Source organism: Stutzerimonas tianxiuensis (assembly GCF_053470365.1).
The window spans coordinates 173,277-200,077 of the sequence record NZ_JBPVWS010000002.1 but is presented as its reverse complement, the minus strand read 5'-3'; the positions used below and the strand labels follow the sequence as shown (position 1 = coordinate 200,077).

Here is a 26,801-nt window from a genome sequence, read left to right as displayed (position 1 = left end):
AAAAAGGCTGCATTGTACGGACGTAAGCGCCGGTACGAAATCTGCGTATTACACTCAGCCGGCAGACTGAATGAGCAGGCGTATCGTGCAACCTACCGGTTATCGACTGACAATACCTCAGCTGTTTCGGCCCGCGTGATCAGCGCCCGACTGCTAGATGGAAAATCGATAATTTCAAGCGTTTCGGGACTTCAACGGCCACGCGATGGCCGAAAAGCGCTTGCTGGGTGGACCGCCGGCTCGATGGCGCTGGATGCCATGCACCAGACCTAAAGTAAGCAGTCTGCGCATATAGAGCACTCTCGCTCGTCTCAGGCAATCAAAGACCGAGTTTGGCAGCGCTGGCCTTGTAATGCTCTGCCTGCTGAGTGTCACGAGCCAGCCCATGACCACCAGCCATGTACAGCTGGGACAACCGTGCCGCAGCTAACGGGTGCCCCGCCTCGACGGCAAGCTTCCACCAGTGCGCGGCCTTTGCACCGTCTGGGCCGTGAGTAGCGTCTTCGCCCAGGCAGATGACACCCATCTGGTAGGCAGCCTTGGCATCGCCTTTCTCAGCCGCCAAGCGCAGCAAACGTATGCCTTCCTGCCTTGCCCCGTAACCTTGACCACGGAACAGCAGGATATGGCCATAAAAACTCTGCGCTTTGATATCACCAATCGCAGCCATCCGAGAAAACTGGCCCTCCATCCACCGCCACATTTTCGGTTGCCGAACAACCCGTCGAGAGCTCATCAGTCTGCGCGCAACCAGATAGCCGACTCGCGCTTGAATGTTGTTCAACATCTACGGAATCCCCGGATAATCAAATTCGAACACTCGCGCAACCTCGCCCGCATGCCAGGATGCGGCAGCAGAACCATCTGCCGGACCAGAAAAGCGCCCGAGGCGCGTCGCACACTCGAAAAATCCTGTTCTTGGTAACCGACTGGCACCTTGACTGACGACCAATGCACTACGTAGCGGCCGATCAGCATGGGCATCCAGAGCCGCCAGATGCTCCAACGCGGCAGTCAACGTTTGCATGGCAGGCGCGGGTAGCTGGAGGCGTTCGATCAACGCTCGGTAAGTGACCAAATGGCGTTGTCGCCGGACTTCAGCTAATTCGTCCATCAACGCCTGCCAGTGAGGACGACTGATGCGAATTGACGCTGCGGTGCCTGTTACGCCTCCTGCTGCCATCCTTCAATCTCCAATGCACGGGCAAGTGCGCGACGTATAGCCTCACCAGGTTCGCGTTCGCCCCGCTCGATTAGATCCAGGTAAGCAGGGCTGATGCCGACAGAGCGTGCCAGCGCTTCCTGAGTCAACCCTTTGGCCTCTCGCAACACCGGCAACGTATTGAACTTCGGCAATACGCCTGAAGTACCTGCTCCCACCGGCACAGCGGCACTCACGCTACGCCCGCTGCCTAATAGTGCCTGGTACTCGTCCCAAGGCAGCACGGCATACTCCGGCATACCGTCCCGCATGATGACCTGAACGCTCATCCTCTACCCCGACCGTAGTCTCAAATTCAAAGACAAGATCTTATCAGCCCGGGCGACAATTCATTCATCATCAAAACACCCCACTAAAGAGTGAGGGGGCGATGCTGAGTAAGCACTCGAAAGGATTAAGCCCTCGAGCTTCTAGAACTCGGGATTACGCCCTCTACCGACAGAGCCGGCGCCTGCTTCGTCGATGGAAGGCAGCTGATCGATATCTGCCCGCACATCTGCGGGCTGGCTGTCTCGCCAGGTGCGAAACGCCTGCAACTCGCCAGACCATTTTCGGATTATCCAGCCCAGTACCGCCAGATCATCGACAAATCCGAGACCTGGAATCCAGTCTGGGATGGCGTCCATCGGTGACAGGAAATACAGCAAACCAGCGACTGCAGCGACCAGCGCGGGCCTGCTGACCTGCCGATACTCACCTCGCCACCACGCCACGCACAGCCCTTGCAACAGACTGAGATCTTCACGCAACCCTTTTACCAAGCCACCCCGAGCTGAGCGTTTTTTAGCGACCGCAAGCAGCACTATCGGTAACCTTCCACGAGCGAGAACGCCTCGCGCTACCGGCAGGTACTTTAAGAAATTCCAAGGTGCTTTCATCGAATGCCTCCTGCTAAAGCTGCTTTGCCACTGCCGGAAGAAATATCCACAGAACCTGTGGATAACCCTGTGAGCAGTTGCTTGATGACTAGCTGAAACGCCCGCGCGACGCGGCCTACGAACAGATCGGCGGCTTTTTGCCCAGAGCGAATAACGCCTTTTAAATCAGCAACTTAAAAAAACAGCACAGTACGCTTGGTGAGTCCGCAAAGACTCTCAGGCTTTACGAAAACGATTGTGAATAACCGTAACATGTCAACACCTTTGTAAGGCCAATTGCACTTGAAAACAGGGTGCTAAAGCCGATTAAGCGTTCTAACAAGGACAACATCAGCCAGTCCACGTTCCTGCCCAACCGTCAGTGGTGACGCCGCACAACCAACACTATGGAGAGCAAGCGGCCAGCAACTTAAAATCACGGAAACAAAAAAGCCGGTCGAATGACCGGCTTCGTTGAAACAGATTTTGGCTATCAGTTTGCGCTCAACTTGGCTCTATTTTTTTCCAAAGTGGCCGCGCCTATTCCTTTGACTTCGAGCAATTGGTCGATCGAGCTAAATGGACCATGGGCATCGCGGTAGGCGACGATCGCCTTGGCCTTCGTAGCGCCTATCCCCTTGAGTTCACGGGTCAGGGTTTCAGCGTCGGCTGAATTGATGTTGATCGGCGCCACTTGCTGGGCCGCCGCAACCATCACGGGGTCAGCGGACTTCGTCGGGCCAGCAACACTACCGAGAGAGACACTAGCGAGCAGAGCGATTATTGAAGCGGATAGCAAAGACTTAAGCATTGTTCATGTCCTTATGAGTGTCGGATTAACGACGCGGTACTCCATGCGCCGCAGTCACACTCTAAGTCGCACCAAGATCAAGTCAAATCGCGGTGCTTGTTCTGTGAACCGTGCCCGCCGGCGGCTCAACGCATCACGTTGAACAGGCTCAATCCTGCAATCTTCACATAACTTTGCTGGGCTGCCTCAAGTACCACCGTTTGCATCGATAGCCGAGACAGCGCCTCAGCGTAGTCGAGCTCCCGTAGCTCGGCCTGCACGCCCTTGTTGACTAGCGCAACATCTTCGTTATCGGTTTGTGTAGTTTCGATTACGTTAAGTCGAGCCCCGATATTTCCGCGCGCCTGATCCACACTGACCATACCGTGATCAAGATTGGTTAAAGCCACCGCTACGGCGTCGCGTACGCCGGTATTGCCAGTGGAAGGGTTTTCCAGAGATGAGCGGAGGTTGGCGATGGTGTCGAGAATTCCCTGCTTTTGCTGCGTTGCACTGGAACCAGATGGTTTCGGTGTGATATTTACCGCCTCCCCCCCCGTAGCCGCTCCGTTGAGCTGCAGCGTCACACCGCGAAACACTAACGAATCACTGTTGCCAGAGTCACCGTCCATTTTCAAGCCAGTTCCGTCCGCAAACGGGACCGCCGCAGGCATACCGCTATTGTCCAACTCATAAACGTCGTAGCTGCCGTCCGCATTGAACTGAAGCTGAACTCCACTGGCGGGAAAGCCGTTCGCTCCGGAAAAAGCCACCTCGTCACTCACGAGTGGCGCTGAAACAGCTAGCGTTGAGCCAGGCGGAAACGGTGCGGCGGGCTGGCTTTCCAAGCGCCCCGCATCTGTTACGTTCTGAAAAATGGACTTGCCGTTATCGCTGATCGGTATCCCCAGAGAGCTTGCGATCTGCAATTTCCGCTGCCCTTCGTCGCCTTGGTAGCTGTAGCTTCCATCGGCAGCACGAACGAACGGTTGCGTCTTTCCCTGAAACCCGGAAAACAAGTACTCGCCACGAGCGTTGCGCGTGTTCATAAGCGATAACAGCTCGTCCTCGCGCTCACCCAGCTCCGCGGCGATAGCCTTCCGGTCCTGCGGATCCAGTGCACCGTTGCCGGCCTGTACCGCCAGCTCACGCACACGTTGCAGGACGGTGTTCACCGAGTTCAGGGTGACCTCTTCCTGGGTCAGGCTGTTCTTTGCCGCCGTCAGATTGGAGTTGTACTGGCTGAGCACATTCTGCTGCTGCTCAAGCTGCAACAGACGCACTGACGCAACCGGGTCGTCCGCAGGCGTCAGGATGCGATTGCCCGTGCTGATCTGCTCCTGCGTGCGAGTTGCATTGGAGTAGTTGCGCTGAATACCGGCTACGCCGTTATTGAATGCTTGCAGTGTCGAGATGCGCATGGGCGGGCCTGTTACCTGAAGGTATTGATCAATGTATCGAACAAGGAGCGGGCAACTTGAATGATCTGAGCGGAAGCGTTGTAGTACTGCTCGAACTTAATCAAGTTCGCGGCCTCCTCATCGAGGTTTACAGCCGACAGCGAATCGCGATTATCCGTGGCCTGCTTGAGAATCGCGCCGGTCGCTTCACTGTCCATGCGGGCCTGAGCCGTCAGGGTGCCGACGCGCTCAACCAGTTCGCCATAACCATCGGTGAAGCTGAAGCCAGACCCCGCTGATCCAGCGTCAACACCAACGGTCTGCTTCGTCTGAAGATCAACAAGCTTCAACGCATTGCGATTATCGGAAACCCCGCCTTGGTTATAAGTCAGCGAAAAATTATCGTTTGTCTGAGGTCTTCCGCTGACATTGAAGTCGAACTGATAAGTGCCTCCTGGGGTGACCGTGTATGCCAGCCGTACGGTATTGGTCGTACCGGACTGGAATACCGGTGAAAGGGGGTTGCCGCTACCATCAACAATAGGATCGCCCTTCGTATCCACGTATGCCCAACCGGCAGGCAGGGAGCCAGCATCGGTCAACGTATAAGTGCCGTCCGAGTTCGCGGTTGCGGTGAGGTTCAGCCCACTGCCAAATGCCGTCTTGAGGGCGTTTAGGTCGATTGGCGATGGTGCCGATGCCATATCCGGTTGGCTGATAGCGCCGGTGCCGGCATTCTGAAGATTACTCTGTCCGCTTGCTACGGCAGCGAAAGCCAATTGGTCGGCCTGGTCCAGTGCCACTCTGACGTCCGCTGCACCCCGACGAGTGGGCTGAAGGTTGAACTTGTCACCAACAGCCGGCAACGCGCTACCCAGTTCAACCTGGAAACCCTGATCGCGACCATCCTTGTCGGTAAAAGACAATGGGCCACTCGGAGCGCCAGACACGGTCATCATCTGATTGTCGCTCAGTCGACGAACCTTATAGGCAGCACCGTCGTACTCCATGAGGTAGTCGCTGGTAGTCAAGGCACTCGTGTTGGTGATGTTCAGCAGTGGCTGTGCATTAGAGCTGTTGCCAGCGAAAGCGGTGACCCGGAGCTGTGCTAAGGATGAAGCGTTGAAATCGCCGAACAGCGCTTTGCCGACCTGCCCCTTCAGATCCAACCCCTGCCCCAACTGCGTATTGACCTGGTCGCTGACAGCCAGAGCCAGTCGCCCCAGAGAATTCAGGGTTGGGTCCAGCACTTCGCTGCGGTAGCGGATCAGGCCACCCAGCTCACCGCCACTGATCTGTGAGGTGATGCCCTGACGGGAGCTCCCACTTACGAACTGGATTTCATGACGATTGGGATCGCCTTGACCCGGAACGACTTCGAGGCGACTCACCGTGCTGCCCACTACGAGCGGCTGACCCGTTCCAACGGAAATATTGAAGCTGTTGTCGTCCTGAGGCGTCACCGTGACACCAATGTACGTGGACAACTGACGCACCGCCTCATCACGAGCGTCAAGAAGATCATTGGGCTTCTGGCCATTAGCCGACGCAATGGCGATCGCATTATTCAAGCTACCGATGCTGCCAGCGAGCCGGTTGACTTGGTCGGTCACCGCCGCCATCTGTTTATTAGTGAAGTTGTTCTGCTCGGTCAGGCGGTCCGATACCGTATTGAAGCGCCGTGCCAAACCTTCGGCTTCAGCCAGCACCAGCTGGCGCGCCGGGATATTGGCGGGGTCTTCCGCTGCGGTTTGCAGTGCCGAGAAAAACTTCTGCAGCGACGGTGTAATACCGGTCGTGCTGCCGGCCAGCAAGGAATCGAGCTGGTCGATCTGGCTCTTATAGGCTTCAACATCGCTGCTCAGCGATGTGCTGCTGCGCAGCTGGCTAGTCAGAAACTCACTGTAGCTACGGCGTATTTCCACCAGCGTCGTGCCCGAGCCCACATAACCCGCACCGCTGAACTGCGGGGTACGGGTCGCCTGCGAGGCATCCTGCCGGCTAAAGCCCGGCGTGTTGACGTTGCTGATGTTGTGACCCGTAACGGACAACTGACTCTTGCTGGCACTCAGGCCGGACAGGCCAATATTCAATAGATCAGCCATGTTTAACCTCTAGTCCGAACGGCGGGCGACGTGCTGGCGTCGGCAATTGTCTGATAGGTCTGCACTTTGCGAGCGATCTGGTTGATCTTGCGTGCGTACTGCGGGTCAGTTGCATAACCTGCCCGCTGCAGTTCGTTGACGAAACGCTCGGAGTTGCCAGACGCACTGGCCACCTGAAGGGCTGGCTTGTAACGATCGTTGTTTTCCAACAGCCGGACGTAATCGTTAAAGCTGTGTTCGAACGAGTCATATGCCCGAAACCCGGCAACCTCTTTGGTTGCCTTGCCATTGACGTACTCGGTCGTGGTGACCTTCGCGGACGCACCGTCCCACCCCGTGGCTTTGATGCCGAACAAGTTGTGGCTGTTAGTGCCGTCCTTCTGCTTGATGATCGATTTGCCCCAACCGGTTTCAAGCGCGGCTTGTGCCACGAGGAAACGCGGCTCGACACCTAAACGCTTTGCTGCTTTTTCAGCCATCGGCAGCATCGTGGCGATGAATTCTGCGGGCGAGCTGAAACGCGTCTTGCTCGGCGCGCTTGGAGCAGTCGCCTCGACGCCGTTAACTGTCAACGGTGCGTCCTGAGGCGCTGCGAAAGCGGTAGCAGGCTTCCAGTCAACATCGACCAGAGGCTGAGCCGTGCCCGCCTGGCTAGCTTGAGCCGCTTGGGTATTTGCAGCTGTAACCTCCGCATGAGCGCGCTCGGCAAATCGTCCCGGCAATGCCAGACGACGCTGATTGAGCAGCTGAGAATCGTTGCGCGCCGGGTCAACTGGAGCAATCTTCGAGTTGGGATTGCTCGACCACTTGGCCCCTTCGGTCTGTGCCACCTGGGCGAAAGGATTCGGCTTTTCGCTGGGCTCCTGCTGCTTGCTAAGCTGACGAATCAGCACGTCAGCAAGGCCGATGCCGCCGCCTTCTTTGGATAACGTGACCGAGAGCTGCTGGTCGTGCATGTCCTGATACTGCTTGCTGGCCTGGCTGTTGAACGGGTTGTCCTTCGACATGACTTCGGTGGCCGAACGCATCGACTTGAGCATCTCGTTCATGAACAGGGACTCGAACTCCTGCGCCACCTTGCGCACGTTCTCGGCACCGTCACGATCCTTGCCGACCTTGAGTTGGTTCAGACGATTGAGGTCAGAGTAGCTACCGCTGTCAGGTGTGCGTCGACCCAGTCCCAGACGATTTTCCATTATCCCTGTCCTCAAATGACAATCAGGTCTGCTTGCAGGGCACCGGCCTGCTTCAACGCCTCGAGAATCGCCATGAGATCGCTCGGCGCCGCGCCGACCTGATTCACCGCCCGAACGATTTCGTCCAGAGTCGTGCCAGGGCCAAACTTGAACATCGGCTTGGCTTCCTGCTCTGCCTTGACCTTGGAATTGGGAACTACCACGGTCTGCCCATCAGAAAGCGGATTTGGCTGACTCACCTGCGGATCTTCGGAAATGGTCACGGTCAAGCTGCCGTGTGTCACTGCAGCTGGCTGAACACGTACGTTCTGGCCGATGACGATGGTCCCGGTTCGCGAGTTAATGATGACCTTGGCCACCGCCTGCCCCACGTCCACTTCCAGATTTTCCAGGATCGATAGGTAATCCACACGCTGGCTAGGATCCAGCGGGGCGGTGATGCTGATCGAGCCGCCATCGAGCGCCTGAGCCACGCCCGGGCCTAGCAGCTCATTTATGTGATCCACGATGTTCTTGGCGGTGGTGAAGTCCGGACGATTGAGGTTCATGGTCAGGGTTGTGCCCTGGTTGAAAGCGCTGGGCACCGGTCGCTCAACTGTCGCCCCTCCGGGGATTCGGCCTGCAGAGGGAATGTTGACGGTGATGCGCGAGCCATCTGCGCCGCCGGCATCGAAACCGCCCACGACGAGATTGCCTTGAGCAATCGCATAGACATTGCCGTCGATCCCTTTGAGCGGCGCCATCAACAGGCTCCCGCCACGCAGGCTTTTGGCGTTGCCGATCGACGATACGGTGATGTCGATCGTCTGGCCCGGCTTGGCGAACGGCGGAAGCTCGGCGTGTATCGAAACAGCTGCCACGTTCTTCAGCTGGACGTTGCCGCCCGCAGGCACCTTGATACCAAACTGCGCCATCATGTTATTGAAGGTCTGCACTGTGAAAGGCGTCTGGGTCGTCTGGTCGCCGCTACCGTTCAAGCCAACCACAAGACCGTATCCGATCAGCTGGTTGCTACGTACACCCTGAATGGTGGCGATGTCCTTCAACCGCTCGGCATGGGCAGGAAGCACCACCACACAGAACAAGGCAACCAAAATCGAGCTGAACAGTTTCATTGCCTGTACCTGCTTAGAACGGCCACAACGGGCTGATGAAGAAACGATCCAACCAACCTGGCTGGCTGGCATCGGCGAAGGCGCCGGTACCGGAGTAAGTGATACGGGCATCAGCAATACGGGTCGAAGGGACGGTGTTATCGGTGGCGATATCGTCCGAACGTACCAGCCCGGCAATTCGCACTAACTCATCACCAGTATTGAGCGTCATCCATTTTTCCCCGCGGATCGCGAGAATGCCGTTCGGCAGCACATCCGAGACGGTCACGGTGATCGAGCCGGAGAGGCTGTTGCTCTGCCCCGCCTGACCGGAACCAGAGGTATCCCGTGACGCTTCGTATTCAGCGCCCAACGTCATCTTGTTGTCAGTCAGCGGATTAACCATCGATACGGCACCGCCGAACAGCGAACCCAGGCCGATGTTGGCACTGCTGTCCTTGGCGATTTTCGAATTGGAATTCTTGCTGGCCTGGGTTTTTTCGTTGAGTGTGACGGTGATGATGTCGCCGACCCGATAGGCCTTACGATCGTCGTAAAAATTGGTCTCGAAGCCGGCCTGATAGATCGCGCCATTGTTCTGCGCGGCCGGCAGTGGCGTACGCGGCAGAACTGGCGAGTAATAGGGATCGTTGGGCTTCGGAGCCGGCGCCATGCAACCGGACATAATCACGGCGGACACCAGTGGAAGGACAATCAACAAGCGGCGCATATTCACCTCAATCCAGCGGCTGACGGCTGTTACAGCTGCTGGGTGACAAAGGACAGCATCTGGTCGGCCGTGGAGATGACTTTCGAGTTCATCTCATAGGCGCGCTGCGTGGTGATCATGTTCACCAACTCCTCGACCACGCTGACGTTAGAGTTTTCCAGGGTGTTCTGCAGTACGGTGCCCAGGCCGTTGAGACCGGGTGTGCTGACTTGTGGCGCACCGCTCGCGGCAGTTTCCAGGAACAGGTTGCTGCCCATCGCTTGCAGACCGGCCGGGTTGACGAAGTCAGCGGTCTGAATGTTGCCAATGATCTGTGGTGCCGGGGTGCCCAGCGTTGTAACGGACACAGTGCCGTCCTCCCCCACGGTGAAGGTCTGCGTTTCCGGCGGTACGACGATCGCAGGCTCCAACGAGTAACCGTTGGAGGTCACGATTTGGCCTTCAGCGTTCAGATGGAAACTGCCGTCACGCGAGTAGGATACGGTGCCGTCTGGCAGCAGCACCTGAAAGAAGCCACGGCCATTGATAGCCATGTCGAGCGGCTGTTCGGTGGTCTGCAGGCTGCCGGCGGTGAACTGCTTTTGCGTGCCTACGATTCGCACACCGGTACCCAGCTGCAAACCCGAAGGAAGTTCGCTGTCCTGGCTGGACTGTCCACCGGGCTGACGACGTATCTGATAAAGCAGATCCTGAAATTCGGCCCGATCCTTCTTGAAGCCCGTTGTCGAGACGTTCGCCAGGTTGTTGGAAATGGTGGTCAGGTTCATGTCCTGCGCGGACAAACCGGTCTTGCTGACCCACAGTGCTGGAAGCATGTTCTTCTCCTCGTGCGCCGGAATTCGGGCGCCGCCTAGTTTGTTTAGCTGATCTGCAAGACTCGGGCCGCTGCGGCGCCATCTTCTTCGGCAGTACGCATCATCTTCACGTGCAGCTCGAATTGCCGGGACAGCGCGAGCATCGAAGTCATCTCGGCAACGGCGTTGACGTTGCTCGCTTCAAGGAAGCCTGAGGTCACGCGAACCGCGGCGTCAGCCTCGACTGGCTGGCCATCCTTCATGCGGATAAGACCGTCGGTGCCCTTCTCCAACTGCTTGGGATCAGGATTGACCAGTTTCAAACGATCGACCGTAACCACCACATTTGGATCTTCACCGAGCGCGCGGATACTGATCGAGCCGTCAGCTCCGATCTCCACTTTCTCTTCTGGCGGCACTGCGATCGGCCCGGCATTGCCGAGCACCGGCAAACCGTCGCCGGTTCTGAGCATGCCAAGCGTGTCGATATTCAAGCTGCCGGTACGGGCATAGGCCTCGCTGCCATCCGGCGCTTGCACGGCTATCCAGCCATCTCCCTCAACCGCTACGTCCAGGTCCCGACCGGTCTCTTGCAAGGTGCCGGAACTGAAGTCCGTGCCTGGACGCTCGGTCATGGCGTAAACACGTGCCGGAAAGCTGTCTCCGAACACTTGCATCGAGCGCGCTTGCTCGAAGTCCCGCCGGAAGCCCGTGGTCGAGATGTTTGCCAGGTTGTTGGCATGTGCCTGCTGAGCACGAGCGTTTTGGCTCGCCCCCGTCATGGCCACATAGAGCATCTTGTCCATCGAACCTCCCTACGCAAATTGACGCTAACTGAACTGATATCAGCTACAAAGCAAGCGCTATGCCAAGCGACCAAGGCCTTATTAAGCTATTGAAATACATAGAATTACCGGATAAAAAAAAGGCCCCGAAGGACCTTTTGAAAACGGAGCGGCAGTTTCCCGCCACCCCGCGCAGTGCCTGGTAGCAATCAACGGAGGTTGATTATCGTCTGGGTAATCGCGCTTTCGGTTTCGATCGTCTTGGCGTTGGCCTGGTAATTACGCTGCGCCACGATCAAGTTGACCAGCTGGTCTGAGAGTTCAACGTTGGAGTCTTCAAGAGCGCCAGCCTGCAACGAACCGAGGGTGCCACTGCCAGGCGGGTTGCGCACTGGCTCACCTGATTCGAAAGACTGGACCCACTGCGTCTTACCGACTGGCGTGAGCCCCTGAACGTTGGCGAAGTTGGCCAGGATGATCTGACCCTGCACTTTGGACTGGCCATTGGTGTAGCGGGCGAAGATCGCGCCAGTTTCGCTGATCTCAAGGCCCGCCAACTCACCGGTCGTATATCCGTCCTGGCTGACACTGTTGACGGCGAAGGCGCTTGCATACTGGGTAGACCCGCGCATATCGATCGATACGTCGAGACCGCCTGCCGGTGCAGCATTGTTAAGCGCCCAGGTACCATCGGTATTCTTGACTGCAGGCTGCCAGCCGGCCACAGGGGTAACCCCTCCGGTCGGAGTGAGCAACGCTCCGGACGGAGTAAAGGTCAACTGAGTAGAGCTAGGCGTTGTTGCGACAATGGGGTCCGCATCAGCTGGCTGCTGAGGATTACGACCGTCGATGAGCACATGCATCGTCCATGTGTTCGGCGTGTCGTTAGGTGGAGTCGCGCCATCAGTCGGGGTTTTCACAAAGTACTGCGTCATCACGTGCGCGTTACCTTGCTGGTCATAAATGTTGGTCGAGGTGGACGAGTTATAGCTCAGCGGGTCAGCCGGGTTGAACGGGGTGTTCACCGGCTGGACGTTGGTCGAGTTCAGGTTGAATCCCTGGACTACTTTAGTAGTGGCCTTGGGTTCCTGACTGGCCGTCTGAATCTTCAAATTGCTAACTTGCCCCGTCTGGATATTACCGCTGTCGTCAACCGAATAGCCCTGGAGGTTATAGCCGAAATTGTCGACCAGATTGCCTTCTTTGTCCGTGCCGAAATAGCCGGCGCGGGTGTAGCTCAGCGCACCGTTGTTGCTGACCTGAAAAAAGCCATTGCCGTTGATGGCGAGGTCCAGCGCGTTCTGGGTGTAGTTGATGTTGCCCTGGTTGAACTGCTGCGACACGTTCGCAAGAAGCACCCCACTGCCTTGAGGGTTTTTGCCAGTACCAAGGACCGACGATGCGTAGACGTCCGCAAACTCTGCACGAGACTGTTTGAAGCCCGCAGTCCCAGCGTTGGCGATGTTGTTACCCGTGACATTGAGGTCTTTGCTGGCGGCACGCATGCCGCTAAGGCCGATATTGAACGACATGAATTGCTCCTGTTACCGGACGTGCCGGCAGTTACTGACCGATAACCTGGACTTGAGACAGCCCAATGCTGCCGACACCGGCTAGATTGAGCTGAAGCTCACCACCGTTTTGCCCAAGCGTGACGCTGTCTACGTTGGCAGGGAGCAAGGTATAAAGGCCCTTGGTCTCGCCCTGGTAGGTCGCTTGTGCTTCGAATCGATAGGTGCCGGGCGGCATGGTTTTGCCGCCCGAGTCCTTGCCATCCCACATGAATGAGACGTTTCCAGCTTGCTGCTGACCCATGTTGATTCGATTGACCACCGTGCCCGCGCTGTCGTAAACGTTGACCGCTACGTTGCTGCTGGTTGTGGGGAGAACGATGCTGGCCTTGAAGGTTTCGCTGGTATCTACGACTGCTTTGTCGGTCGGCACGATGACTTTGCGGCCGACCAGCGAAGAGGCTTGCAGCGCTTGGGATGACTGATAGCCGGACAGCATGGTTTCCATGCTTGAGTTCAGTTTTTCGACACCCTCAACGGTGCTGAACTGCGCGAGCTGGGCAATGAACTCGCCGTTTTCCTGTGGCTCCAGCGGGTTCTGGTTGTTCAGCTGGGTCACCAGCAGCTCCAGAAACTCATTCTTGCCAAGGTCGTTGCTTTTAACTTCGCGATCTTTGATCTGGTATTGGTCCAGTACCGAGCCGGTACCGCCGACGCCGCCTGTCGTGCTCATGGCAATCTCTCGTTAGGGTTACTGGCCCAGGGTCAGAACTTTCTGCAGCATGGTTTTGGCTGTATTCATCAATTCGGCATTGGTCTGGAACGAACGACTGGCAGAAATCATGTCGGCCATTTCTTCCACCACATTGACGTTTGGGTAGTACACGTAGCCCTCGGTGTTCGCCGCAGGATGGTTGGGCTCATAGCGAGCTTGCAGCTCGCTCTGGTCTTCCACGACACCAAGCACCTGTACGCCTGCGCCCGCCTGATCCTGTTCGGCGAACAACGACTCGTTCGGTGAACCGTTAGCCTGTTGCAGCATGGTCGCGAACACCGGGTGACGTGCACGGTAGGTTTGGTCAACGCTGGATGAGACTGTTTCGGCGTTAGCGATGTTGCTGGAAATGGTATTCAGGCGAGTGCTTTGGGCACTCATGCCGCTGCCGGCGATGTTAAAGACGCTGCTGAGGGACATGATTTTCGCTCCTTTTATTCGCCGCGCAGGGCGCTCATCAGCCCCCGAAACTTACTGTTGAGCAAGGTAAAGCTTGCCTGGAAGTCGATGGCATTCTCGGCGTAAGCCGCCTGTTCAACCTGAGCATCTACTGTGTTCTGATCGAGCGACGCATGCGCAGGGGTGCGGAAGCGCAAGCCAGGATCGGCAATTTCCATCCCTTCGGCAGCGATATGTTTGCTGCTGGTCACGGCCACGCCGAATCCGCCCTGATTCTTGCTGTTCTGCGCAGCAAGAACCGAGCTGAAATCCAGATCACGCGCCTTGTAATTGGGGGTGTCAGCGTTGGCAATGTTGTTGGCCAGCACTTCGGCGCGCTGAGCGCGAAAGCCGAGCGCCTTCTCGTGGATGCCAAGTGCCTTTTCGAAACTGATGCTCATGATCTGGCCCTCTGCCGGATACAAGTCTGCTTAGCAAACCACCAGCAAAGCCCATGCCATTTATGCAACAAGCTGATCTATAAGGATTTTTTCTAGAAAGGCTTGGGTTGCGCGTCAAAAGCGGCAAAGCGTGACCATGCTTTTGCCGCTTAGTCAGCCCGAAGCGACAGATTCCTGCCGCCTGTCCGGCAAAGATTAAGGCTACTTGGCCTTATAGATGATGCCTGGGCTGCACTGGACCATTTGATACAGCTCGGGAAGGCCGTTCAGCGCTTCGGATGCTCCCAGAAACAGGTATCCGCCTGGCTTCAGCGTTGCGTGAATCCGCTTGAGGATGTCTTTCTTAACATCGGCGGAGAAATAGATAAGGACGTTGCGGCAGAACACCACGTCGAACTTGCCGAGCACCGCATAGCTGTCGAGCAGGTTTTGCACACGAAATTCGACGCGACTGCGGACTGCCGGCTTGACTACCCAGCGGCCCGGGCTTTTCACATCGAAATAACGCTGCAGACGCTCGCTGGACAACCCGCGAGCAATGGCGAGACTGTCGTATTCGGCCGCTTTGGATGCCGCAAGCATGGCCCCGGACAATTCAGTGGCCACTATCTGTATGGCCGTTTTCGGCTGGCTAGGGCTGCTGCGTTCGTACTCATCGATGGTCATCGAAAGCGAGTAAGGCTCCTGCCCCGACGAACAAGCGGCAGACCAGATACGCAAGCGCTGACCTGGGGAGCCTTTCAAAAGCTCAGGCAGAACCCGGCTCCGCAGCACCTCGAACGGATAGGTATCCCGAAACCAGAGTGTTTCGTTGGTCGTCATCGCATCCACGACCTGCTCGCGCAGGCCGCTGCGCGGCTGAGCCTGGATCTTCCTGACCAAGTCACCGAGGCTCTTGAGGCCCTGCTGCTCCATCAGCTTGTTTAACCGGCTCGACACCAGGTACTGCTTGTTGCTACCCAGTAGGATGCCGCAGGTCTTCTCGAGAAAGACGCGAAACTGATCGAAATCGGGATCAACAGACACTAATACTGCCCACCAGTCGAATTGAGAGGACGAGGCCTCATTTCTTATCCGTTGTCCGGATCCGCTCTATGACCCGATTGGCCAGATCATCCGCCTGAAACTTGGCAAGGAAATCGTCCGCACCGACCCGCTTGACCATGCTCTGATTGAACACCCCGGAAAGCGAAGTATGCAGGAGAATGTGCATGTCGCGCATCGCGGGATCCTGACGCACTTCGGTCGTCAGTGTATAGCCATCCATTTCTGGCATTTCGATATCGGAAATCATCATCACGAACTCGTCAGACGGCTTCTTGCCTTCCGCCACCAGCTTTCGCAAATAGGTCAGCGCCTGCCTTCCGTCGTTGTGCGCAACGACTTCGATCCCCAGATTCTGTAGACAACGCATGATCTGCTTTCTCGCGACAGACGAGTCGTCGACAATCAACACTCGACTGGTGGACGCCTTATTACTGGTCGCCTCATCTGCAATGCTGACCGAGAGCACCTCAGACACTGGCGCCACTTCGGCTAGCACTTTTTCAACGTCGATAATCTCGACCATCTGCTGATCCACATGGGTCACTGCAGTCAAATAATGGTCGTGCCCCACGCCTTTAGGCGGGGGAAGGATATCTTCCCAATTCATGTTGACTATCCGCTCCACCGAGCGGACAAGGAAACCGAGCACCTTCGTGTTGTACTCAACGATGATGGCAAAGCTGTTTGGCAAGTCCTGTAATACGGGTTTGCCAGTGGCAGCGGATAGATCAAGGATGGAAAGCGTACTTCCCCGAATGTTCGCTACCCCTCTTACAACAGGGCTCGACCGAGGCATGACCGTAAGCCGCGGGCACTGCAGCACCTCTTTGACCTTGAATACGTTGATGCCATAGAGCTGCTTGTCGTCCAGTCTGAACAACAACAGCTCCAAACGGTTCTGCCCCACTAGCTGGGTACGCTGGTTAACCGAATCCAATACACCGGCCATGCCAGTTTCCTCTTGTGTGTGAGATGGGTAGGCAGACATCTGTAGCTCAGACAATCTGGCGCGCAGTGCACTGCTTTGACAACGGAGTTGCTGACCCGCCTTGCCTGCCTCGGCCATTCCCAAATTACCGGCAAACGGCACGCCCCTTGCTTCGAGCAAGCCATGAACAGACAGACGACTTTTTTCCGGCATCCATGCAAGGCGCTTTGCCAACTGGGCCTGTTGGCAACTCTATGCCTGCTGAACCAGCTGGCTGTTTCAGCGAGCTTCACGCGCCCTGAACAGCTTATCGACGCGACCCGCGCTTTTCTTGAGCGTGAAGTCACTGACTATTTACAGAGTAGCCAAATCAAGGCGCGCCATGAGATTGAACTGAACAGGCTCGACCCGCGCCTGCGCCTGGCGGCTTGCGATCAAGCATTGACGACCAGACTCGAAAGCCCGGCACAACCCGTTGGTCGCACTACCGTGCGGGTTAGCTGCGAAGGCACATCACCCTGGTCCGTTTTCGTCCCCGCTCAGGTACATTTGTTCCGCGAAGTGATCGTAGCCAGACGGCCCTTGGCCCGTGAAAGCGTCGTCGAGCTCGCTGACGTCTCCCTTGCCGAGCGCGACGTCGGCTTGTTGACCCAGGGCTACCTGACATCGTTCGATCAAGTGCTGGGCAATAAAATCACCCGCAGCGCCCTACCCGATCAGGTATTACCACCAACTTACTTATCCGCGGCTGAAATAGTCCGAAAGGGTGATCAGGTGGTAATCAGCGCGAAAAACTCTACGATAAATGTAAGAATGCCAGGTGAGGCCCTTACCAACGGCGCACTTGGCAGTCAGATCCGAGTCAAAAACCAACGATCCGGACGAACTATCAAAGCTCGCGTCACTGGCCCCGGGCAGGTTGAAGTGGCGATGTGAGGACGAGGCGCTGCGGCGTCAGGTCTTAGCATGAAAAAAGACTAAAGTTTCATGAGGATTTGCCGAAAAGCAGGCAAGCGTCCTGACTTATTCGAGGTTTCGATCATGGTTATCGATTTCAACCGGCCTAACAGCGCCGTCAATTCTTCAAGCAATACGCGGAGCAATAGCGTCCAAAACACAGAGCGACCAACCGCGCAGCAGGCTCCTGCTGAAGAAGTGAAGACCACCGGTAACAGCTCCGTATCGGGAGAAAGCGTTCAGCTGAGCCCCGAAGCCCAGCGTCTTCAGCAGACAACCGAAAAGCTGAGTCAGCAGCCCGCTGTTGATCAGGAGCGTGTCGCCCAGATCAAACAAGCAATCGCCGATGGCAGCTATCAAGTCGACAGCCAGCGAGTAGCTTCGAAGCTGCTGTCATTCGAAAGCCAGCGCTGAGCTGGGCATCAATGCGAGCAGGCGTGAGTGCAACAGAGGCCACTATGCTAGATTCCGAATTGCTCCAGCAGCTGACTGACGATATCGGCACCGCCCGAACACTACTCGAGCTCACCGATGCAGAATACCTGGCACTCGCTGAGCGAAATCTCGCGGGATTGGAGCAGCTGCTCACGCAAAAGCAAGCACTGTTAGCACTTCTGGGCCAACACGGCACGCTACGCAGCCAGGCATTGGCTAAGGCGCAGCTAAGCGCCGACCGGAATGGCCTAGCGAAGGTTGCCGCAGGCTCGGCTATAGGCAATGAGATCCTTATCCAGGCGGAACAGCTGGAGGGCATTCTCGAAGACTGCCGCAAAGCCAATGAACGCAACGGCAAACTTATCCGCGCCAACCAGAGCGCCGTTGGCACAATGTTGCAGGTATTGCAGGGCACCACCACGACCCCGGATCTATACGATCGGCGCGGAAGCGCCGCTAAAAGCACTCATCATCGCCCGCTCAGCCAGGCCTGAACCATCCGCAGCACAATGACATCATAGTGCTATCATGCGGCTGACGTCGTTACATGCCGGAGAGCAATGCCAAGTGTCTAGTCCTTTCGCTGAGGGTGAAGGCCCTCAGCCTCCTCAGATACTCAAGACTCCAGTCGAAGTCCAGGCGAATCTACGCCCCCTGCTGGACAACCATATCCCTCTGCAGCTTCGCTTTGCCGAGCGCACGCTGCGGTATCAAACCTACCTGGTTGAGATAAATCGTGAAAAGGGCTGGCTAGCATTAGACGAGCTGATACCTAGTGATGGCGAGCGGCTGATGGCATCAGGAGAAGCTTTCCAAATCGAAGGCTTTTATGAAGGCGTGCGGATTGCCTGGAACAATCCACACCCAGCACATATCGGCGAACTGGACGATGCGCGCTGCTATTGGGTCCCTCTGCCCGACGAGATTCTCTACCACCAGCGGCGGAACGCCTATCGCGCCACATTGAGCGGGCAGACCATCGCTGCCGAACTGAGCGGCAAGATGGTCAAGAAGCATCTCGCCGGCAAGGTGCTGGACATGTCAGCTACGGGTTGCAAGTTGAGCTTTCCAGGTAACCTGCAAACAAACCTCCAGTCAGGGCAGGTGTATGATCAGCTCCGTTTGGAGTTGCCGTTTGGCGTTGTGACAACTGCAGCCGAGCTAAGGCACGTGGTGTTCGACGAGAAACTTGATCTGACATTCTGCGGAATGCGCTTTTACCGCATCAGTGGCCTGACGCAACGGCAGGTCGAACGATTCGTCTATCAACTACAGCGCGAAGCCCGACGCGACCAGGTCACCGACCGATTTAGCTGATACTGCCGAGCCCACAGGCTATAGTTCTTATCGAAGCTGCAGCCGGCCTTCGTTACCGGATCCAGCACAGCCAGATCCCCAGCCAGTGGGCCGACTCGTCAGCTCGCGGTTAACTATGACGGTTAGCCACTTCGAGCACACAATAAGTCGACGCTTTCCAAGCAAGCGACCCCTCCCACGGCGACAACCCCATAGCGCTTGAGATCCGCTCAGCAGACCTCGGGCGCAGACTTCTCTGCTAGATCACACCGCGACCGCAAAGGCAGGCGTCACAGTTGCACTGCTGGCTGGACGTGATCGCTGAATATCCACGCTGCGCAACAACGGCTGAGCTGTCCGCTACGGACTGCATCATCGCCACCAGACCAGCCGCTGAAACAGCGTACGAAGCTATCGGCAGAACCTGTGATGGGGGCTATCCCTTGCAGCTCCTGCTACTTGTCAGCAACGTATTAATTCGCCGCTGCGACGAACCCCTAGGGCCGCGCAGTTTCCTTTCGAGCAGCCTGCGGATTGGCGTTCAGCGCCAGCCAGACGCATCTGGGCATAGTTTGGAATGAGGAAGGCGGGAATAGTGTCATTCAAGACAGCGACAAGCAGCGAGACAGACAAAGCAAAGGCTGCAGAAATTGCCAGAAGCTTCGACGGACAAAACGCTCTGATATGTGGCGTCCCAGGCGAGGTTCGAACTCACAACCTTCCCCTTAGGAGGGGGATGCTCTATCCAATTGAGCTACTGGGACACGCGAGCGGCAGCATGTTAGCGAGCCTTGGCGCATTTGTCATGCTCGTCCATGATGCATCAGACAACTACATGCACACCGAACTGAAGCAGCACATCGCTCGCCTTGCAATTTGCATGGCCTTGACTCAAGCAATCTTGCAAAGCGCATTGCGCATCTTCGATATTCATCGGTATGCATCTGATTTACAACGGTTTTATTTCCGAACGCCATTGGCATGGGAGGTGCTTAATTACCTGAACGTTAAGCGAAGGAGACGCCAATGCTACGCCCAGCCTATCTACTCTGCACTGCCGTCTTGGCCGCTGCCGCGATCCCGCTGCTCGAGAACTTCCCAGATGCGGAGCCAATGCAGACGATGTCGAAAACGTCCCAGGCGACCACTCCAAGACTTTCGGTGCCTGCAAGCACCATCAGCGGCAACGCGCTGATCAAACCTGCTCAAGCACAACGCTGGGTCTTTTAAACGTAGATTGCTGCACGCGGTTCTATAGGAGATTAAAAGTGTCGATTTATGGATATCTATTCTTTGTGCTCGGCGTGCTGTGCGGTGCGCTTAGTATCGGCTCTACGCTTCCGAACTTCTGGGATACGCTCGTCACAACCGGTTCGGTGGTCTTCGCAGTGCTGTTTGCGATTACGCTACTGGTAGGCCGACGCATCAAGTTCGATCCAGTGCTGCGCTAGCGGTCGTTCATACGGGCGAGACAAGCGCTGGATCACATAAAGGCCATTAGCCACCACAATCGGCTTTACTCCTTTTTTGTACGCCGTATAATTGGCGTCATTAAGTTGTCCGGCAACTTTTTCGCAGGTCGTGGAACAGCATGTGCTGTTTGGTGTCAGACCGGTGACTAGAACGGCAATAAGCCACCATCGCCCACCTGACTATCCGGTTTAATATGCGCCCAATGAAGCAGGCAGTTTACTCCAGCCGCACGGCTGACAAATTCGTGGTTCGCCTCCCAGACGGCATGCGAGAGCGTATTGCAGAGGTTGCGCGGAACCATCATCGCAGCATGAATTCGGAGATTATTGCGCGGCTGGAGCAAAGCCTTCTGCAGGAAGGTGCGCTTGACGATGATTCAGCAATGCGGCTGGACAGCCCAGAGCTAACGCTGCATGAGCGCGAGTTGCTTCAGCGTTTTCGCCAACTGGCCCACCGCCAGCAAAACGCCTTGATCGCACTCATAGCGCATGATGCCGAAGCTGCAAAAGAAGAAGATTGATCCGCTCGGTACTAATGAGCAGCGTAATTGCCCTGACAGCTGTCAGGGCAATTACTTTTGGCAAAATCTTACTGCCCAGCTAGGCAATACTGTGGGCTTATGCGGGACATGAAAACGCAAGATGCCTGCGCTTCAGCGCAGGCATCCTTCAGTTCTCGCTGCCCGTAGCCACACATCAACCGAAGCGCTAGCCAACAAAGCTGAGCAGAATTCCCGCGGCGACCGCTGAGCCAATGACCCCCGCTACGTTCGGCCCCATGGCATGCATGAGCAAGAAGTTCTGCGGGTTCGCCTCTAGCCCCACCTTATTCGACACTCGCGCCGCCATTGGCACCGCCGACACACCTGCCGATCCAATCAGCGGATTGATCTTGTTTGTGCTGAAGATATTCATGACCTTCGCCATAAGCACACCCGCCGCCGTACCGCCACAGAAGGCAACCATACCAAGTAGCAGGATCCCAAGGGTCTTCATCTGCAGGAACGCTTCGGCGGACAGCTTGGAGCCGACAGTTAGCCCCAGCGCAATGGTCACGATGTTGATCAGCGCATTACGTGAAGTGTCGGCCAGACGATCCACGACCCCACATTCGCGCAACAGGTTACCGAACGCGAACATCCCCACCAGCGGCGCGGCATCCGGCAATAGCAAACCAACCATAAGAGCAAGCATGAGCGGAAAGACGATCTTTTCTGTCTGACCCACATGGCGCAGCTGGGTCATGACAATGGCACGCTCCTCCTTCGTCGTCAGTGCACGCATGATGGGCGGCTGAATCAACGGCACCAGCGCCATGTAAGAGTAGGCTGCGACAGCAATCGGCCCCAGCAGATGCGGCGCGAGCTTTGCCGTTACGAAAATCGAGGTCGGGCCGTCTGCACCGCCGATAATTGCAATCGAAGCAGCCTCGCGCAGGGTGAACTCCATGCCTGGAACCCCCATTGCGGCCAGCGACAAAGCGCCAAGCAAGGTGGCGAAAATACCGAACTGCGCCGCTGCGCCAAGCAGCAACGTCTTCGGATTCGCCAGCATTGGTCCGAAGTCGGTCATCGCACCGACGCCCATGAAGATCAACAGCGGGAACACACTGGTCGGTAAACCGACTTCGTAGAAAAGATGGAGGATCCCTGCCCCCTCGGCCATGTTGGCGACGGGAATATTGGCTAGCACCCCTCCAAATCCGATCGGGATCAATAGCAAGGGCTCGAACCCCTTGCGAATCGCCAGATAGATCAGTCCCAGGCACACCACGATCATCAGCAGCTGACCAGGCTCAATGTGATAGAGGCCTGTGCTGTGCCAAAGCTTGAGCAACTTATCCATGCAGCGCTCCTTAAGCGATGGTCAGCAGGCTATCGCCCACCGACACCGCATCGCCGACCTTAACGTTCACACCTGAGACGGTGCCGGCTTTGAACGCACGGATTTCAGTCTCCATCTTCATGGCTTCGAGGATGATCACCAGGTCCCCCTCCTGAACCAGCTGACCGGGCTGCACGAGGACCTTGAAGATGTTGCCCGCCAACGGAGCCGGCTGAGGCTCGCCTGCACCGGAGACCGGTGCGCTAGTAGCTGTTTGTGGGACGCCTGCCCCACCGCCGACCGCCTTGATCCCCTCGATATCGCCACCCTCGTTGACCTGGACGACGAAAGACTTACCGTTAACTTCGACCGTGTAAGTTTCAGGCACGCCTGCTGCGCGCGGCGCCTGTTCCTTGCCAGTCGGCACCGGCTCGAAAGCAGAGGCGTTGCCCCGGTTTTCAAGAAACTTGAGGCCTATCTGAGGAAACAATGCATAAGTGAGGACGTCATCAATCTCGTTCGAAGCAAGCTTGATGCCTTTCTCCTGAGCCAGTCCTTTCAACTCCGCCGTCAGCTTTTCCATTTCCGGCTGTAGAAGATCAGCAGGGCGGCAGGTGATCACGTCAGCACCATCAAGAACGCGCCGCTGCAGTTCAACATTGAAAGGGGCCGGTGCGGCGCCGTATTCACCTTTAAGGATGCCCGCGGTTTCCTTGGTGATGGACTTGAAACGCTCACCGGTGAGCACGTTGATGACTGCCTGGGTGCCGACAATCTGAGAAGTCGGCGTTACCAACGGAATGAACCCGAGATCTTCACGGACACGAGGAATCTCAGCGAGCACCTCATCAAACTTGTCGAGAGCTCCCTGCTCCTTCAATTGGCCTTCCATGTTGGTCAGCATGCCGCCTGGCACTTGCGCCACGAGAATGCGCGAGTCGACACCCTTGAGCGTGCCTTCGAACTTTGCGTACTTCTTGCGCACCTCCCGGAAGTACGCAGCGATTTCCTCCAGCAGCAAAAGATCAAGGCCGGTATCACGCTCGGTGCCCTGGAAAATGGCCACCACCGATTCGGTTGGAGAATGCCCATAGGTCATCGAGAGCGAGGAAATGGCCGTATCGACGTTATCAATGCCTGCTTCGACAGCCTTCAGAATAGCCGCCGTAGACAGGCCCGCCGTGGCGTGACACTGCATATGGATCGGAATAGACAGACTTGCCTTCAACCGCGAGACCAGCTCGTAGGCCATATATGGCGTAAGAATGCCGGCCATGTCCTTGATCGCCACCGAGTCGGCGCCCATGTCTTCGATCTGCTTGGCCAGGTCGACCCACATTCCCAGGGTATGCACCGGGCTGGTGGTGTAGGAAATGGTGCCTTGTGCGTGCTTGCCCTGCAGCTTGACCGCTCGCAGAGCGGTTTCCAGGTTGCGCGGATCGTTCATGGCATCGAACACACGAAACACGTCAACGCCGTTGATCGCCGCGCGCTCAACAAATTTTTCGACCACGTCATCGGCGTAATGCCGATAGCCCAACAGGTTCTGGCCACGCAGCAGCATTTGCTGTCGGGTATTAGGCATCGCTTTCTTCAGTTCGCGAATGCGCTCCCAAGGGTCTTCACCAAGATAGCGAATACAGGAATCGAACGTCGCCCCACCCCAGGATTCGACGGACCAGAAGCCAACCTGATCAAGCTTGGCGGCAATCGGCAGCATGTCTCCAAGACGAACGCGGGTGGCCAGAATGGATTGATGCGCATCACGAAGCACCACTTCGGTAATGCCGAGCGGTTGTTTGACAGATGTCATGAGGGGAACTCCCTGTTCTGAATCAACCACGACGAGCGCGGTGCTGATGGATAGCGGTCTGGATTGCCTTAATGACATCGGCATCCACTTCAGCCACAGCGGGTTCGCTGGAAGCCAACTGAGCGGTGGGCGCACTGTCGAAGCGGGCGATCACAACAGACATCAGGCGAATGCAGGCAATCAACAAAACGAGGAAGACAAAAACGGAACCTAAGCCGAACAGCATAAGTTCGACGCCTTCAAGGAGGAGTTCGCTGGGGGTCATCGGGATTCCCTTTCTATCAGCGGCTCGAGCCGCCTGTTATTCGCTTCAAGTTGGGGCCTTCGCTAGTGCGAAACCTCAGAACAGTAGCCTGAACAACAGGCGCAAGGCAAACGCCAAGTCGACGCAGGAGGGGCGGGTCAGAGAAGAAAAATCGTTGCGAGCCCGAGAAATATAAAGAAACCACCACTGTCGGTTACGGCAGTGATCATGACACTGGCACCCAGCGCTGGGTCTCGCCCCATTCGCGCTAAAGTTACCGGGATCAGCACGCCCATCAAGGCCGCCAGTAGAAGATTGAGCGTCATGGCTACAGTCATGACTACCCCCAGCGACCAGCTTCCGTACAGCCAGTAGACCACGACGCCGATAACTCCACCCCATATCAAGCCATTCAGCATCCCGACACCCGCTTCCTTACGCAGTAAGCGAGCGCTGTTACCAGTACCCATCTGATCAAGCGCCATTGCCCTCACAATCATGGTGATTGTCTGGTTGCCTGAATTACCGCCAATCCCTGCAACTATCGGCATCAGCGCCGCCAATGCAACCAGCTTCTCGATTGAGCCATCGAACAGACCGATGACGCGTGAAGCAACAAAGGCGGTAACGAGATTGACTGCCAGCCAGGCCCAACGGTTGCGCAGCGACTTCCACACAGAGGCGAAGATATCTTCTTCTTCGCGCAGACCCGCCATGTTGAGCACTTCGCTTTCGCTCTCCTCGCGGATCAGGTCCACCATCTCATCGATGGTCAGACGCCCGATCAGCTTGCCGCTCTTGTCCACGACAGGCGTCGATACCAAGTCGTAGCGCTCGAATGCCTGGGCCGCCTCATAAGCATCCTCATCCGGATGAAAGGTCACCGGATCACTGGCCATCACCTCAGCCACGTGCCGCTCCGGATCATTGACCAGCAATCGCTTGATCGGCAGAACACCCTTTAGCACGCCGTCGTAATCGACAACGAACAACTTGTCGGTATGACCGGGCAGCTCTTTGAGCCGCCGTAGATACCGCAGCACGACTTCCAGGCTCACATCCTCTCGAATCGTGACCATCTCGAAGTCCATCAGCGCGCCGACCTGATCCTCCTCATAGGACAGCGCCGAGCGGACACGCTCACGCTGTTGCGCATCGAGCGTTTCCATCAGCTCGTGAACAACGTCTCGGGGCAATTCGGCCGCCAGGTCGGCCAGCTCGTCAGCGTCCATTTCCTTGGCCGCCGCAAGAAGCTCATGGTCATCCATGTCGGCGATCAGCGTCTCGCGAACCGCGTCGGAGACCTCGAGCAGAATGTCGCCGTCGCGATCGGACTTGACCAGTTGCCAGACGGTCAGGCGGTCATCTAGGGGCAAGGCTTCAAGGATATGAGCGATATCCGCGGGGTGTAGCGCCTCGAGCTTGCGCTGCAGCTCAACGAGGTTTTGGCGATGCACCAGATTCTCGACAAGATCCTGATGCTGCCCTTCCTGGCTCTGACGATGCGCCAGATCTTCTACGATCCTGTGGCGATGGAGCAGCTCGACGACTTGCGCCAGACGATCCTGGAGACTTTCCTGCGGCTTTTTTGCTTCTACTTCAGTCATGGCGCACTCCACCCCCAGCGGAGCGCACCAGGGGATCAATCATTCAAAAATTGATTGGCAAGCGAAGGTTTTATACGACTACTGGGCAAATCCATGAGGGGGATCCAGGAGCCCGAAGGGCGGACCGCGCAATAATACCACCGCAACCGCGATGCACGACCGCGAAATACAGGCAATACAAACGCTTGCGCGTAGCCACAGAGGGGTCGCGCGCTATCAATGTGGACGCATTCACGTTGCGGAAAGGCACCACTGCGAGCCAAGAAGTATTTGGCTAGGCTGGGCCAACCTATCGTCAAGGAGGACGACCATGAACAAACTGATTACAGGAAGCTGCTGCGCCCTGCTCCTCTCGACCGCCCCGACATTCGCCGCAAGCATCTATCGCTGCAGTGATGCCGCAGGCCACGTTACCTTTACTCGACAGGGGTGTCCGATCGATCAGTCGGCACAGCGTCAGGAAGCCGTAAACCCTACGCCTAGCTCCGGCAAAGCGATACCGCTGGCCAACCCCCTGGAACGGCGCAAGAGCCGAGAGAAAGAGTCGACTCGAAGCCTTATCGTGGTCGGCGCGCAGGATGATGGATGCGGAAACCGCATAATCGGACGCGCAAGACGAGATGCGTTGATTAAACAGCAGGTTCGTCCAGGCATGACCCGCGACGATATCGATAGCACCTTCGGCAAACCCGACACGGTCACCAGCCGCAATGGCCGCGTACAGTATCGTTACAGCAGCAAAACGGGCCGAACGCAGACCATCAGTTTCGACGAGCACGGCTGCGTTCAGGGAAAGCGCTAAAGCGCTGACCCCCAAACGAAAAAGGGCCTGCATCGCTGCAGGCCCTTCTCGTTTTTGGTGCACTCAGGAGGATTCGAACCTCCGACCGCTCGGTTCGTAGCCGAGTACTCTATCCAGCTGAGCTATGAGTGCATAAGCGATTGATAAACCAGATCACCGCTGGCTACAACAAAGAACCACATTTCTGGGATTCTCTAAAAGTGGTGCACTCAGGAGGATTCGAACCTCCGACCGCTCGGTTCGTAGCCGAGTACTCTATCCAGCTGAGCTATGAGTGC

At 56.8% G+C, this 26,801-nt stretch carries 30 protein-coding genes and 3 tRNA genes; 8 read left to right on the top strand and 25 right to left on the bottom strand.

Going from position 1 to position 26,801, the window contains the following annotated elements; all coding sequences use genetic code 11:
- Nucleotides 1-319: 319 nt before the first annotated feature.
- From ACSSNI_RS03680 to ACSSNI_RS03595, 18 genes are all read right to left on the bottom strand, one after another.
- Nucleotides 320-787, bottom strand: a complete 468-nt coding sequence (locus ACSSNI_RS03680; protein ID WP_200639369.1) for a tetratricopeptide repeat protein — start codon at nt 785-787, stop codon at nt 320-322.
- On the bottom strand, nt 788-1,183 hold the full coding sequence (locus ACSSNI_RS03675; protein WP_102836179.1) for a hypothetical protein: 396 nt from the start codon (nt 1,181-1,183) through the stop codon (nt 788-790). It lies immediately after the preceding gene.
- On the bottom strand, nt 1,165-1,491 hold the full coding sequence (locus tag ACSSNI_RS03670) for a helix-turn-helix domain-containing protein (protein WP_200639368.1): 327 nt from the start codon (nt 1,489-1,491) through the stop codon (nt 1,165-1,167). The genes ACSSNI_RS03675 and ACSSNI_RS03670 overlap by 19 nt, the downstream gene beginning before the upstream one ends.
- Nucleotides 1,492-1,632: 141 nt before the next feature.
- Nucleotides 1,633-2,100 (bottom strand): YkvA family protein, encoded by a 468-nt coding sequence (locus ACSSNI_RS03665; protein ID WP_200639367.1) that lies wholly within the window; start codon nt 2,098-2,100, stop codon nt 1,633-1,635.
- Nucleotides 2,101-2,572: 472 nt separating this feature from the next.
- Entirely contained in the window at nt 2,573-2,890 is a 318-nt protein-coding gene (locus tag ACSSNI_RS03660; protein WP_200639366.1) for a ComEA family DNA-binding protein, read from the bottom strand.
- 125 nt (nt 2,891-3,015) lie between these two features.
- Nucleotides 3,016-4,290: a flagellar hook-associated protein FlgL gene (flgL, locus tag ACSSNI_RS03655; protein ID WP_200639365.1), complete on the bottom strand. Its 1,275-nt coding sequence runs from the start codon at nt 4,288-4,290 to the stop codon at nt 3,016-3,018.
- Nucleotides 4,291-4,301: 11 nt separating this feature from the next.
- Nucleotides 4,302-6,374: a flagellar hook-associated protein FlgK gene (flgK, locus tag ACSSNI_RS03650; protein ID WP_200639364.1), complete on the bottom strand. Its 2,073-nt coding sequence runs from the start codon at nt 6,372-6,374 to the stop codon at nt 4,302-4,304.
- Between the two features lie 2 nt (nt 6,375-6,376).
- Nucleotides 6,377-7,570 (bottom strand): flagellar assembly peptidoglycan hydrolase FlgJ, encoded by a 1,194-nt coding sequence (gene flgJ, locus ACSSNI_RS03645; protein WP_200639363.1) that lies wholly within the window; start codon nt 7,568-7,570, stop codon nt 6,377-6,379.
- Nucleotides 7,571-7,581: 11 nt separating this feature from the next.
- The gene (locus ACSSNI_RS03640; RefSeq protein WP_200639362.1) at nt 7,582-8,685 is read right to left on the bottom strand and encodes a flagellar basal body P-ring protein FlgI; all 1,104 of its coding nucleotides are present in this window, start codon (nt 8,683-8,685) and stop codon (nt 7,582-7,584) included.
- Between the two features lie 13 nt (nt 8,686-8,698).
- Entirely contained in the window at nt 8,699-9,394 is a 696-nt protein-coding gene (flgH, locus tag ACSSNI_RS03635; protein WP_102836172.1) for a flagellar basal body L-ring protein FlgH, read from the bottom strand.
- A 29-nt stretch (nt 9,395-9,423) separates the two neighbouring features.
- Nucleotides 9,424-10,209: a flagellar basal-body rod protein FlgG gene (flgG, locus tag ACSSNI_RS03630; RefSeq protein WP_159968204.1), complete on the bottom strand. Its 786-nt coding sequence runs from the start codon at nt 10,207-10,209 to the stop codon at nt 9,424-9,426.
- Between the two features lie 44 nt (nt 10,210-10,253).
- Nucleotides 10,254-10,994 carry a flagellar basal-body rod protein FlgF gene (gene flgF, locus ACSSNI_RS03625; protein WP_102836171.1) on the bottom strand — a complete coding sequence of 247 codons (741 nt, stop codon included), beginning with the start codon at nt 10,992-10,994 and terminating at the stop codon, nt 10,254-10,256.
- Nucleotides 10,995-11,182: 188 nt separating this feature from the next.
- Nucleotides 11,183-12,505 (bottom strand): flagellar hook protein FlgE, encoded by a 1,323-nt coding sequence (flgE, locus tag ACSSNI_RS03620; protein WP_200639361.1) that lies wholly within the window; start codon nt 12,503-12,505, stop codon nt 11,183-11,185.
- A gap of 31 nt (nt 12,506-12,536) precedes the next feature.
- Nucleotides 12,537-13,217 (bottom strand): flagellar hook assembly protein FlgD, encoded by a 681-nt coding sequence (flgD, locus tag ACSSNI_RS03615; protein ID WP_200639360.1) that lies wholly within the window; start codon nt 13,215-13,217, stop codon nt 12,537-12,539.
- Between the two features lie 18 nt (nt 13,218-13,235).
- Nucleotides 13,236-13,679 (bottom strand): flagellar basal body rod protein FlgC, encoded by a 444-nt coding sequence (gene flgC / locus ACSSNI_RS03610; protein WP_102836168.1) that lies wholly within the window; start codon nt 13,677-13,679, stop codon nt 13,236-13,238.
- Between the two features lie 14 nt (nt 13,680-13,693).
- Nucleotides 13,694-14,098: a flagellar basal body rod protein FlgB gene (flgB, locus tag ACSSNI_RS03605; protein WP_200639359.1), complete on the bottom strand. Its 405-nt coding sequence runs from the start codon at nt 14,096-14,098 to the stop codon at nt 13,694-13,696.
- Between the two features lie 201 nt (nt 14,099-14,299).
- Nucleotides 14,300-15,124, bottom strand: coding sequence for a protein-glutamate O-methyltransferase CheR (cheR, locus tag ACSSNI_RS03600; RefSeq protein WP_200639358.1), 825 nt, complete (start codon nt 15,122-15,124; stop codon nt 14,300-14,302).
- Nucleotides 15,125-15,161: 37 nt separating this feature from the next.
- Nucleotides 15,162-16,094, bottom strand: a complete 933-nt coding sequence (locus tag ACSSNI_RS03595; RefSeq protein ID WP_102836166.1) for a chemotaxis protein CheV — start codon at nt 16,092-16,094, stop codon at nt 15,162-15,164.
- A gap of 162 nt (nt 16,095-16,256) precedes the next feature.
- On the opposite strand from ACSSNI_RS03595, the gene flgA reads away from it, so the two are divergent.
- From flgA to ACSSNI_RS03575, 4 genes are all read left to right on the top strand, one after another.
- Nucleotides 16,257-17,009 carry a flagellar basal body P-ring formation chaperone FlgA gene (gene flgA / locus ACSSNI_RS03590; RefSeq protein WP_200639357.1) on the top strand — a complete coding sequence of 251 codons (753 nt, stop codon included), beginning with the start codon at nt 16,257-16,259 and terminating at the stop codon, nt 17,007-17,009.
- Between the two features lie 105 nt (nt 17,010-17,114).
- Nucleotides 17,115-17,444 (top strand): flagellar biosynthesis anti-sigma factor FlgM, encoded by a 330-nt coding sequence (gene flgM, locus ACSSNI_RS03585; RefSeq protein ID WP_200639356.1) that lies wholly within the window; start codon nt 17,115-17,117, stop codon nt 17,442-17,444.
- A gap of 44 nt (nt 17,445-17,488) precedes the next feature.
- Nucleotides 17,489-17,959, top strand: coding sequence for a flagella synthesis protein FlgN (locus ACSSNI_RS03580; RefSeq protein WP_200639355.1), 471 nt, complete (start codon nt 17,489-17,491; stop codon nt 17,957-17,959).
- Nucleotides 17,960-18,032: 73 nt separating this feature from the next.
- Nucleotides 18,033-18,782, top strand: a complete 750-nt coding sequence (locus ACSSNI_RS03575) for a flagellar brake protein (RefSeq protein WP_102836162.1) — start codon at nt 18,033-18,035, stop codon at nt 18,780-18,782.
- Between the two features lie 666 nt (nt 18,783-19,448).
- On the opposite strand, the gene ACSSNI_RS03570 is transcribed toward ACSSNI_RS03575, so the two are convergent.
- A tRNA-Arg gene (locus ACSSNI_RS03570) sits at nt 19,449-19,525 on the bottom strand.
- Nucleotides 19,526-19,787: 262 nt separating this feature from the next.
- Between ACSSNI_RS03570 and ACSSNI_RS03565 the strand changes: the two genes are divergently transcribed.
- The 3 genes from ACSSNI_RS03565 to ACSSNI_RS03555 all read left to right on the top strand — a co-directional run bounded on the left by ACSSNI_RS03565 (nt 19,788) and on the right by ACSSNI_RS03555 (nt 20,754).
- Nucleotides 19,788-19,991: a hypothetical protein gene (locus tag ACSSNI_RS03565; RefSeq protein ID WP_200639354.1), complete on the top strand. Its 204-nt coding sequence runs from the start codon at nt 19,788-19,790 to the stop codon at nt 19,989-19,991.
- Between the two features lie 38 nt (nt 19,992-20,029).
- Nucleotides 20,030-20,212: a PA3371 family protein gene (locus tag ACSSNI_RS03560; RefSeq protein WP_200639801.1), complete on the top strand. Its 183-nt coding sequence runs from the start codon at nt 20,030-20,032 to the stop codon at nt 20,210-20,212.
- Nucleotides 20,213-20,427: 215 nt separating this feature from the next.
- Nucleotides 20,428-20,754 carry an Arc family DNA-binding protein gene (locus ACSSNI_RS03555; protein ID WP_200639353.1) on the top strand — a complete coding sequence of 109 codons (327 nt, stop codon included), beginning with the start codon at nt 20,428-20,430 and terminating at the stop codon, nt 20,752-20,754.
- Nucleotides 20,755-20,941: 187 nt separating this feature from the next.
- Here ACSSNI_RS03555 and ACSSNI_RS03550 read toward each other — a convergent pair whose 3' ends face one another.
- The 4 genes from ACSSNI_RS03550 to mgtE form a co-directional block, all read right to left on the bottom strand.
- Complete coding sequence (locus ACSSNI_RS03550; protein ID WP_102836158.1) at nt 20,942-22,078, bottom strand: sodium ion-translocating decarboxylase subunit beta; 1,137 nt, start codon at nt 22,076-22,078, stop codon at nt 20,942-20,944.
- Nucleotides 22,079-22,088: 10 nt separating this feature from the next.
- Nucleotides 22,089-23,870, bottom strand: coding sequence for a sodium-extruding oxaloacetate decarboxylase subunit alpha (gene oadA, locus ACSSNI_RS03545; RefSeq protein WP_200639352.1), 1,782 nt, complete (start codon nt 23,868-23,870; stop codon nt 22,089-22,091).
- Nucleotides 23,871-23,892: 22 nt separating this feature from the next.
- The gene (locus ACSSNI_RS03540; protein ID WP_159968217.1) at nt 23,893-24,135 is read right to left on the bottom strand and encodes an OadG family protein; all 243 of its coding nucleotides are present in this window, start codon (nt 24,133-24,135) and stop codon (nt 23,893-23,895) included.
- Nucleotides 24,136-24,272: 137 nt separating this feature from the next.
- On the bottom strand, nt 24,273-25,721 hold the full coding sequence (mgtE, locus tag ACSSNI_RS03535) for a magnesium transporter (RefSeq protein ID WP_200639351.1): 1,449 nt from the start codon (nt 25,719-25,721) through the stop codon (nt 24,273-24,275).
- 310 nt (nt 25,722-26,031) lie between these two features.
- On the opposite strand from mgtE, the gene ACSSNI_RS03530 reads away from it, so the two are divergent.
- On the top strand, nt 26,032-26,523 hold the full coding sequence (locus tag ACSSNI_RS03530; protein WP_200639350.1) for a DUF4124 domain-containing protein: 492 nt from the start codon (nt 26,032-26,034) through the stop codon (nt 26,521-26,523).
- Between the two features lie 55 nt (nt 26,524-26,578).
- Here ACSSNI_RS03530 and ACSSNI_RS03525 read toward each other — a convergent pair.
- Nucleotides 26,579-26,655, bottom strand: a tRNA-Arg gene (locus ACSSNI_RS03525).
- 69 nt (nt 26,656-26,724) lie between these two features.
- Nucleotides 26,725-26,801: transfer RNA gene (locus ACSSNI_RS03520), tRNA-Arg, on the bottom strand.

Bases quoted from the DNA above. Each gene is read 5' to 3' on its own strand.
- ACSSNI_RS03680 (WP_200639369.1), bottom strand. From the start codon at position 787: ATGTTGAACAACATTCAAGCGCGAGTCGGCTATCTGGTTGCGCGCAGA.
- ACSSNI_RS03675 (WP_102836179.1), bottom strand. From the start codon at position 1,183: ATGGCAGCAGGAGGCGTAACAGGCACCGCAGCGTCAATTCGCATCAGT.
- ACSSNI_RS03670 (WP_200639368.1), bottom strand. From the start codon at position 1,491: ATGAGCGTTCAGGTCATCATGCGGGACGGTATGCCGGAGTATGCCGTG.
- ACSSNI_RS03665 (WP_200639367.1), bottom strand. From the start codon at position 2,100: ATGAAAGCACCTTGGAATTTCTTAAAGTACCTGCCGGTAGCGCGAGGC.
- ACSSNI_RS03660 (WP_200639366.1), bottom strand. From the start codon at position 2,890: ATGCTTAAGTCTTTGCTATCCGCTTCAATAATCGCTCTGCTCGCTAGT.
- flgL (WP_200639365.1), bottom strand. From the start codon at position 4,290: ATGCGCATCTCGACACTGCAAGCATTCAATAACGGCGTAGCCGGTATT.
- flgK (WP_200639364.1), bottom strand. From the start codon at position 6,374: ATGGCTGATCTATTGAATATTGGCCTGTCCGGCCTGAGTGCCAGCAAG.
- flgJ (WP_200639363.1), bottom strand. From the start codon at position 7,570: ATGGAAAATCGTCTGGGACTGGGTCGACGCACACCTGACAGCGGTAGC.
- ACSSNI_RS03640 (WP_200639362.1), bottom strand. From the start codon at position 8,685: ATGAAACTGTTCAGCTCGATTTTGGTTGCCTTGTTCTGTGTGGTGGTG.
- flgH (WP_102836172.1), bottom strand. From the start codon at position 9,394: ATGCGCCGCTTGTTGATTGTCCTTCCACTGGTGTCCGCCGTGATTATG.
- flgG (WP_159968204.1), bottom strand. From the start codon at position 10,209: ATGCTTCCAGCACTGTGGGTCAGCAAGACCGGTTTGTCCGCGCAGGAC.
- flgF (WP_102836171.1), bottom strand. From the start codon at position 10,994: ATGGACAAGATGCTCTATGTGGCCATGACGGGGGCGAGCCAAAACGCT.
- flgE (WP_200639361.1), bottom strand. From the start codon at position 12,505: ATGTCGTTCAATATCGGCCTTAGCGGCATGCGTGCCGCCAGCAAAGAC.
- flgD (WP_200639360.1), bottom strand. From the start codon at position 13,217: ATGAGCACGACAGGCGGCGTCGGCGGTACCGGCTCGGTACTGGACCAA.
- flgC (WP_102836168.1), bottom strand. From the start codon at position 13,679: ATGTCCCTCAGCAGCGTCTTTAACATCGCCGGCAGCGGCATGAGTGCC.
- flgB (WP_200639359.1), bottom strand. From the start codon at position 14,098: ATGAGCATCAGTTTCGAAAAGGCACTTGGCATCCACGAGAAGGCGCTC.
- ACSSNI_RS03595 (WP_102836166.1), bottom strand. From the start codon at position 16,094: ATGGCCGGTGTATTGGATTCGGTTAACCAGCGTACCCAGCTAGTGGGG.
- flgA (WP_200639357.1), top strand. From the start codon at position 16,257: ATGAACAGACAGACGACTTTTTTCCGGCATCCATGCAAGGCGCTTTGC.
- flgM (WP_200639356.1), top strand. From the start codon at position 17,115: ATGGTTATCGATTTCAACCGGCCTAACAGCGCCGTCAATTCTTCAAGC.
- ACSSNI_RS03580 (WP_200639355.1), top strand. From the start codon at position 17,489: ATGCTAGATTCCGAATTGCTCCAGCAGCTGACTGACGATATCGGCACC.
- ACSSNI_RS03565 (WP_200639354.1), top strand. From the start codon at position 19,788: ATGCTACGCCCAGCCTATCTACTCTGCACTGCCGTCTTGGCCGCTGCC.
- ACSSNI_RS03555 (WP_200639353.1), top strand. From the start codon at position 20,428: ATGCGCCCAATGAAGCAGGCAGTTTACTCCAGCCGCACGGCTGACAAA.
- ACSSNI_RS03550 (WP_102836158.1), bottom strand. From the start codon at position 22,078: ATGGATAAGTTGCTCAAGCTTTGGCACAGCACAGGCCTCTATCACATT.
- oadA (WP_200639352.1), bottom strand. From the start codon at position 23,870: ATGACATCTGTCAAACAACCGCTCGGCATTACCGAAGTGGTGCTTCGT.
- ACSSNI_RS03540 (WP_159968217.1), bottom strand. From the start codon at position 24,135: ATGACCCCCAGCGAACTCCTCCTTGAAGGCGTCGAACTTATGCTGTTC.
- mgtE (WP_200639351.1), bottom strand. From the start codon at position 25,721: ATGACTGAAGTAGAAGCAAAAAAGCCGCAGGAAAGTCTCCAGGATCGT.
- ACSSNI_RS03530 (WP_200639350.1), top strand. From the start codon at position 26,032: ATGAACAAACTGATTACAGGAAGCTGCTGCGCCCTGCTCCTCTCGACC.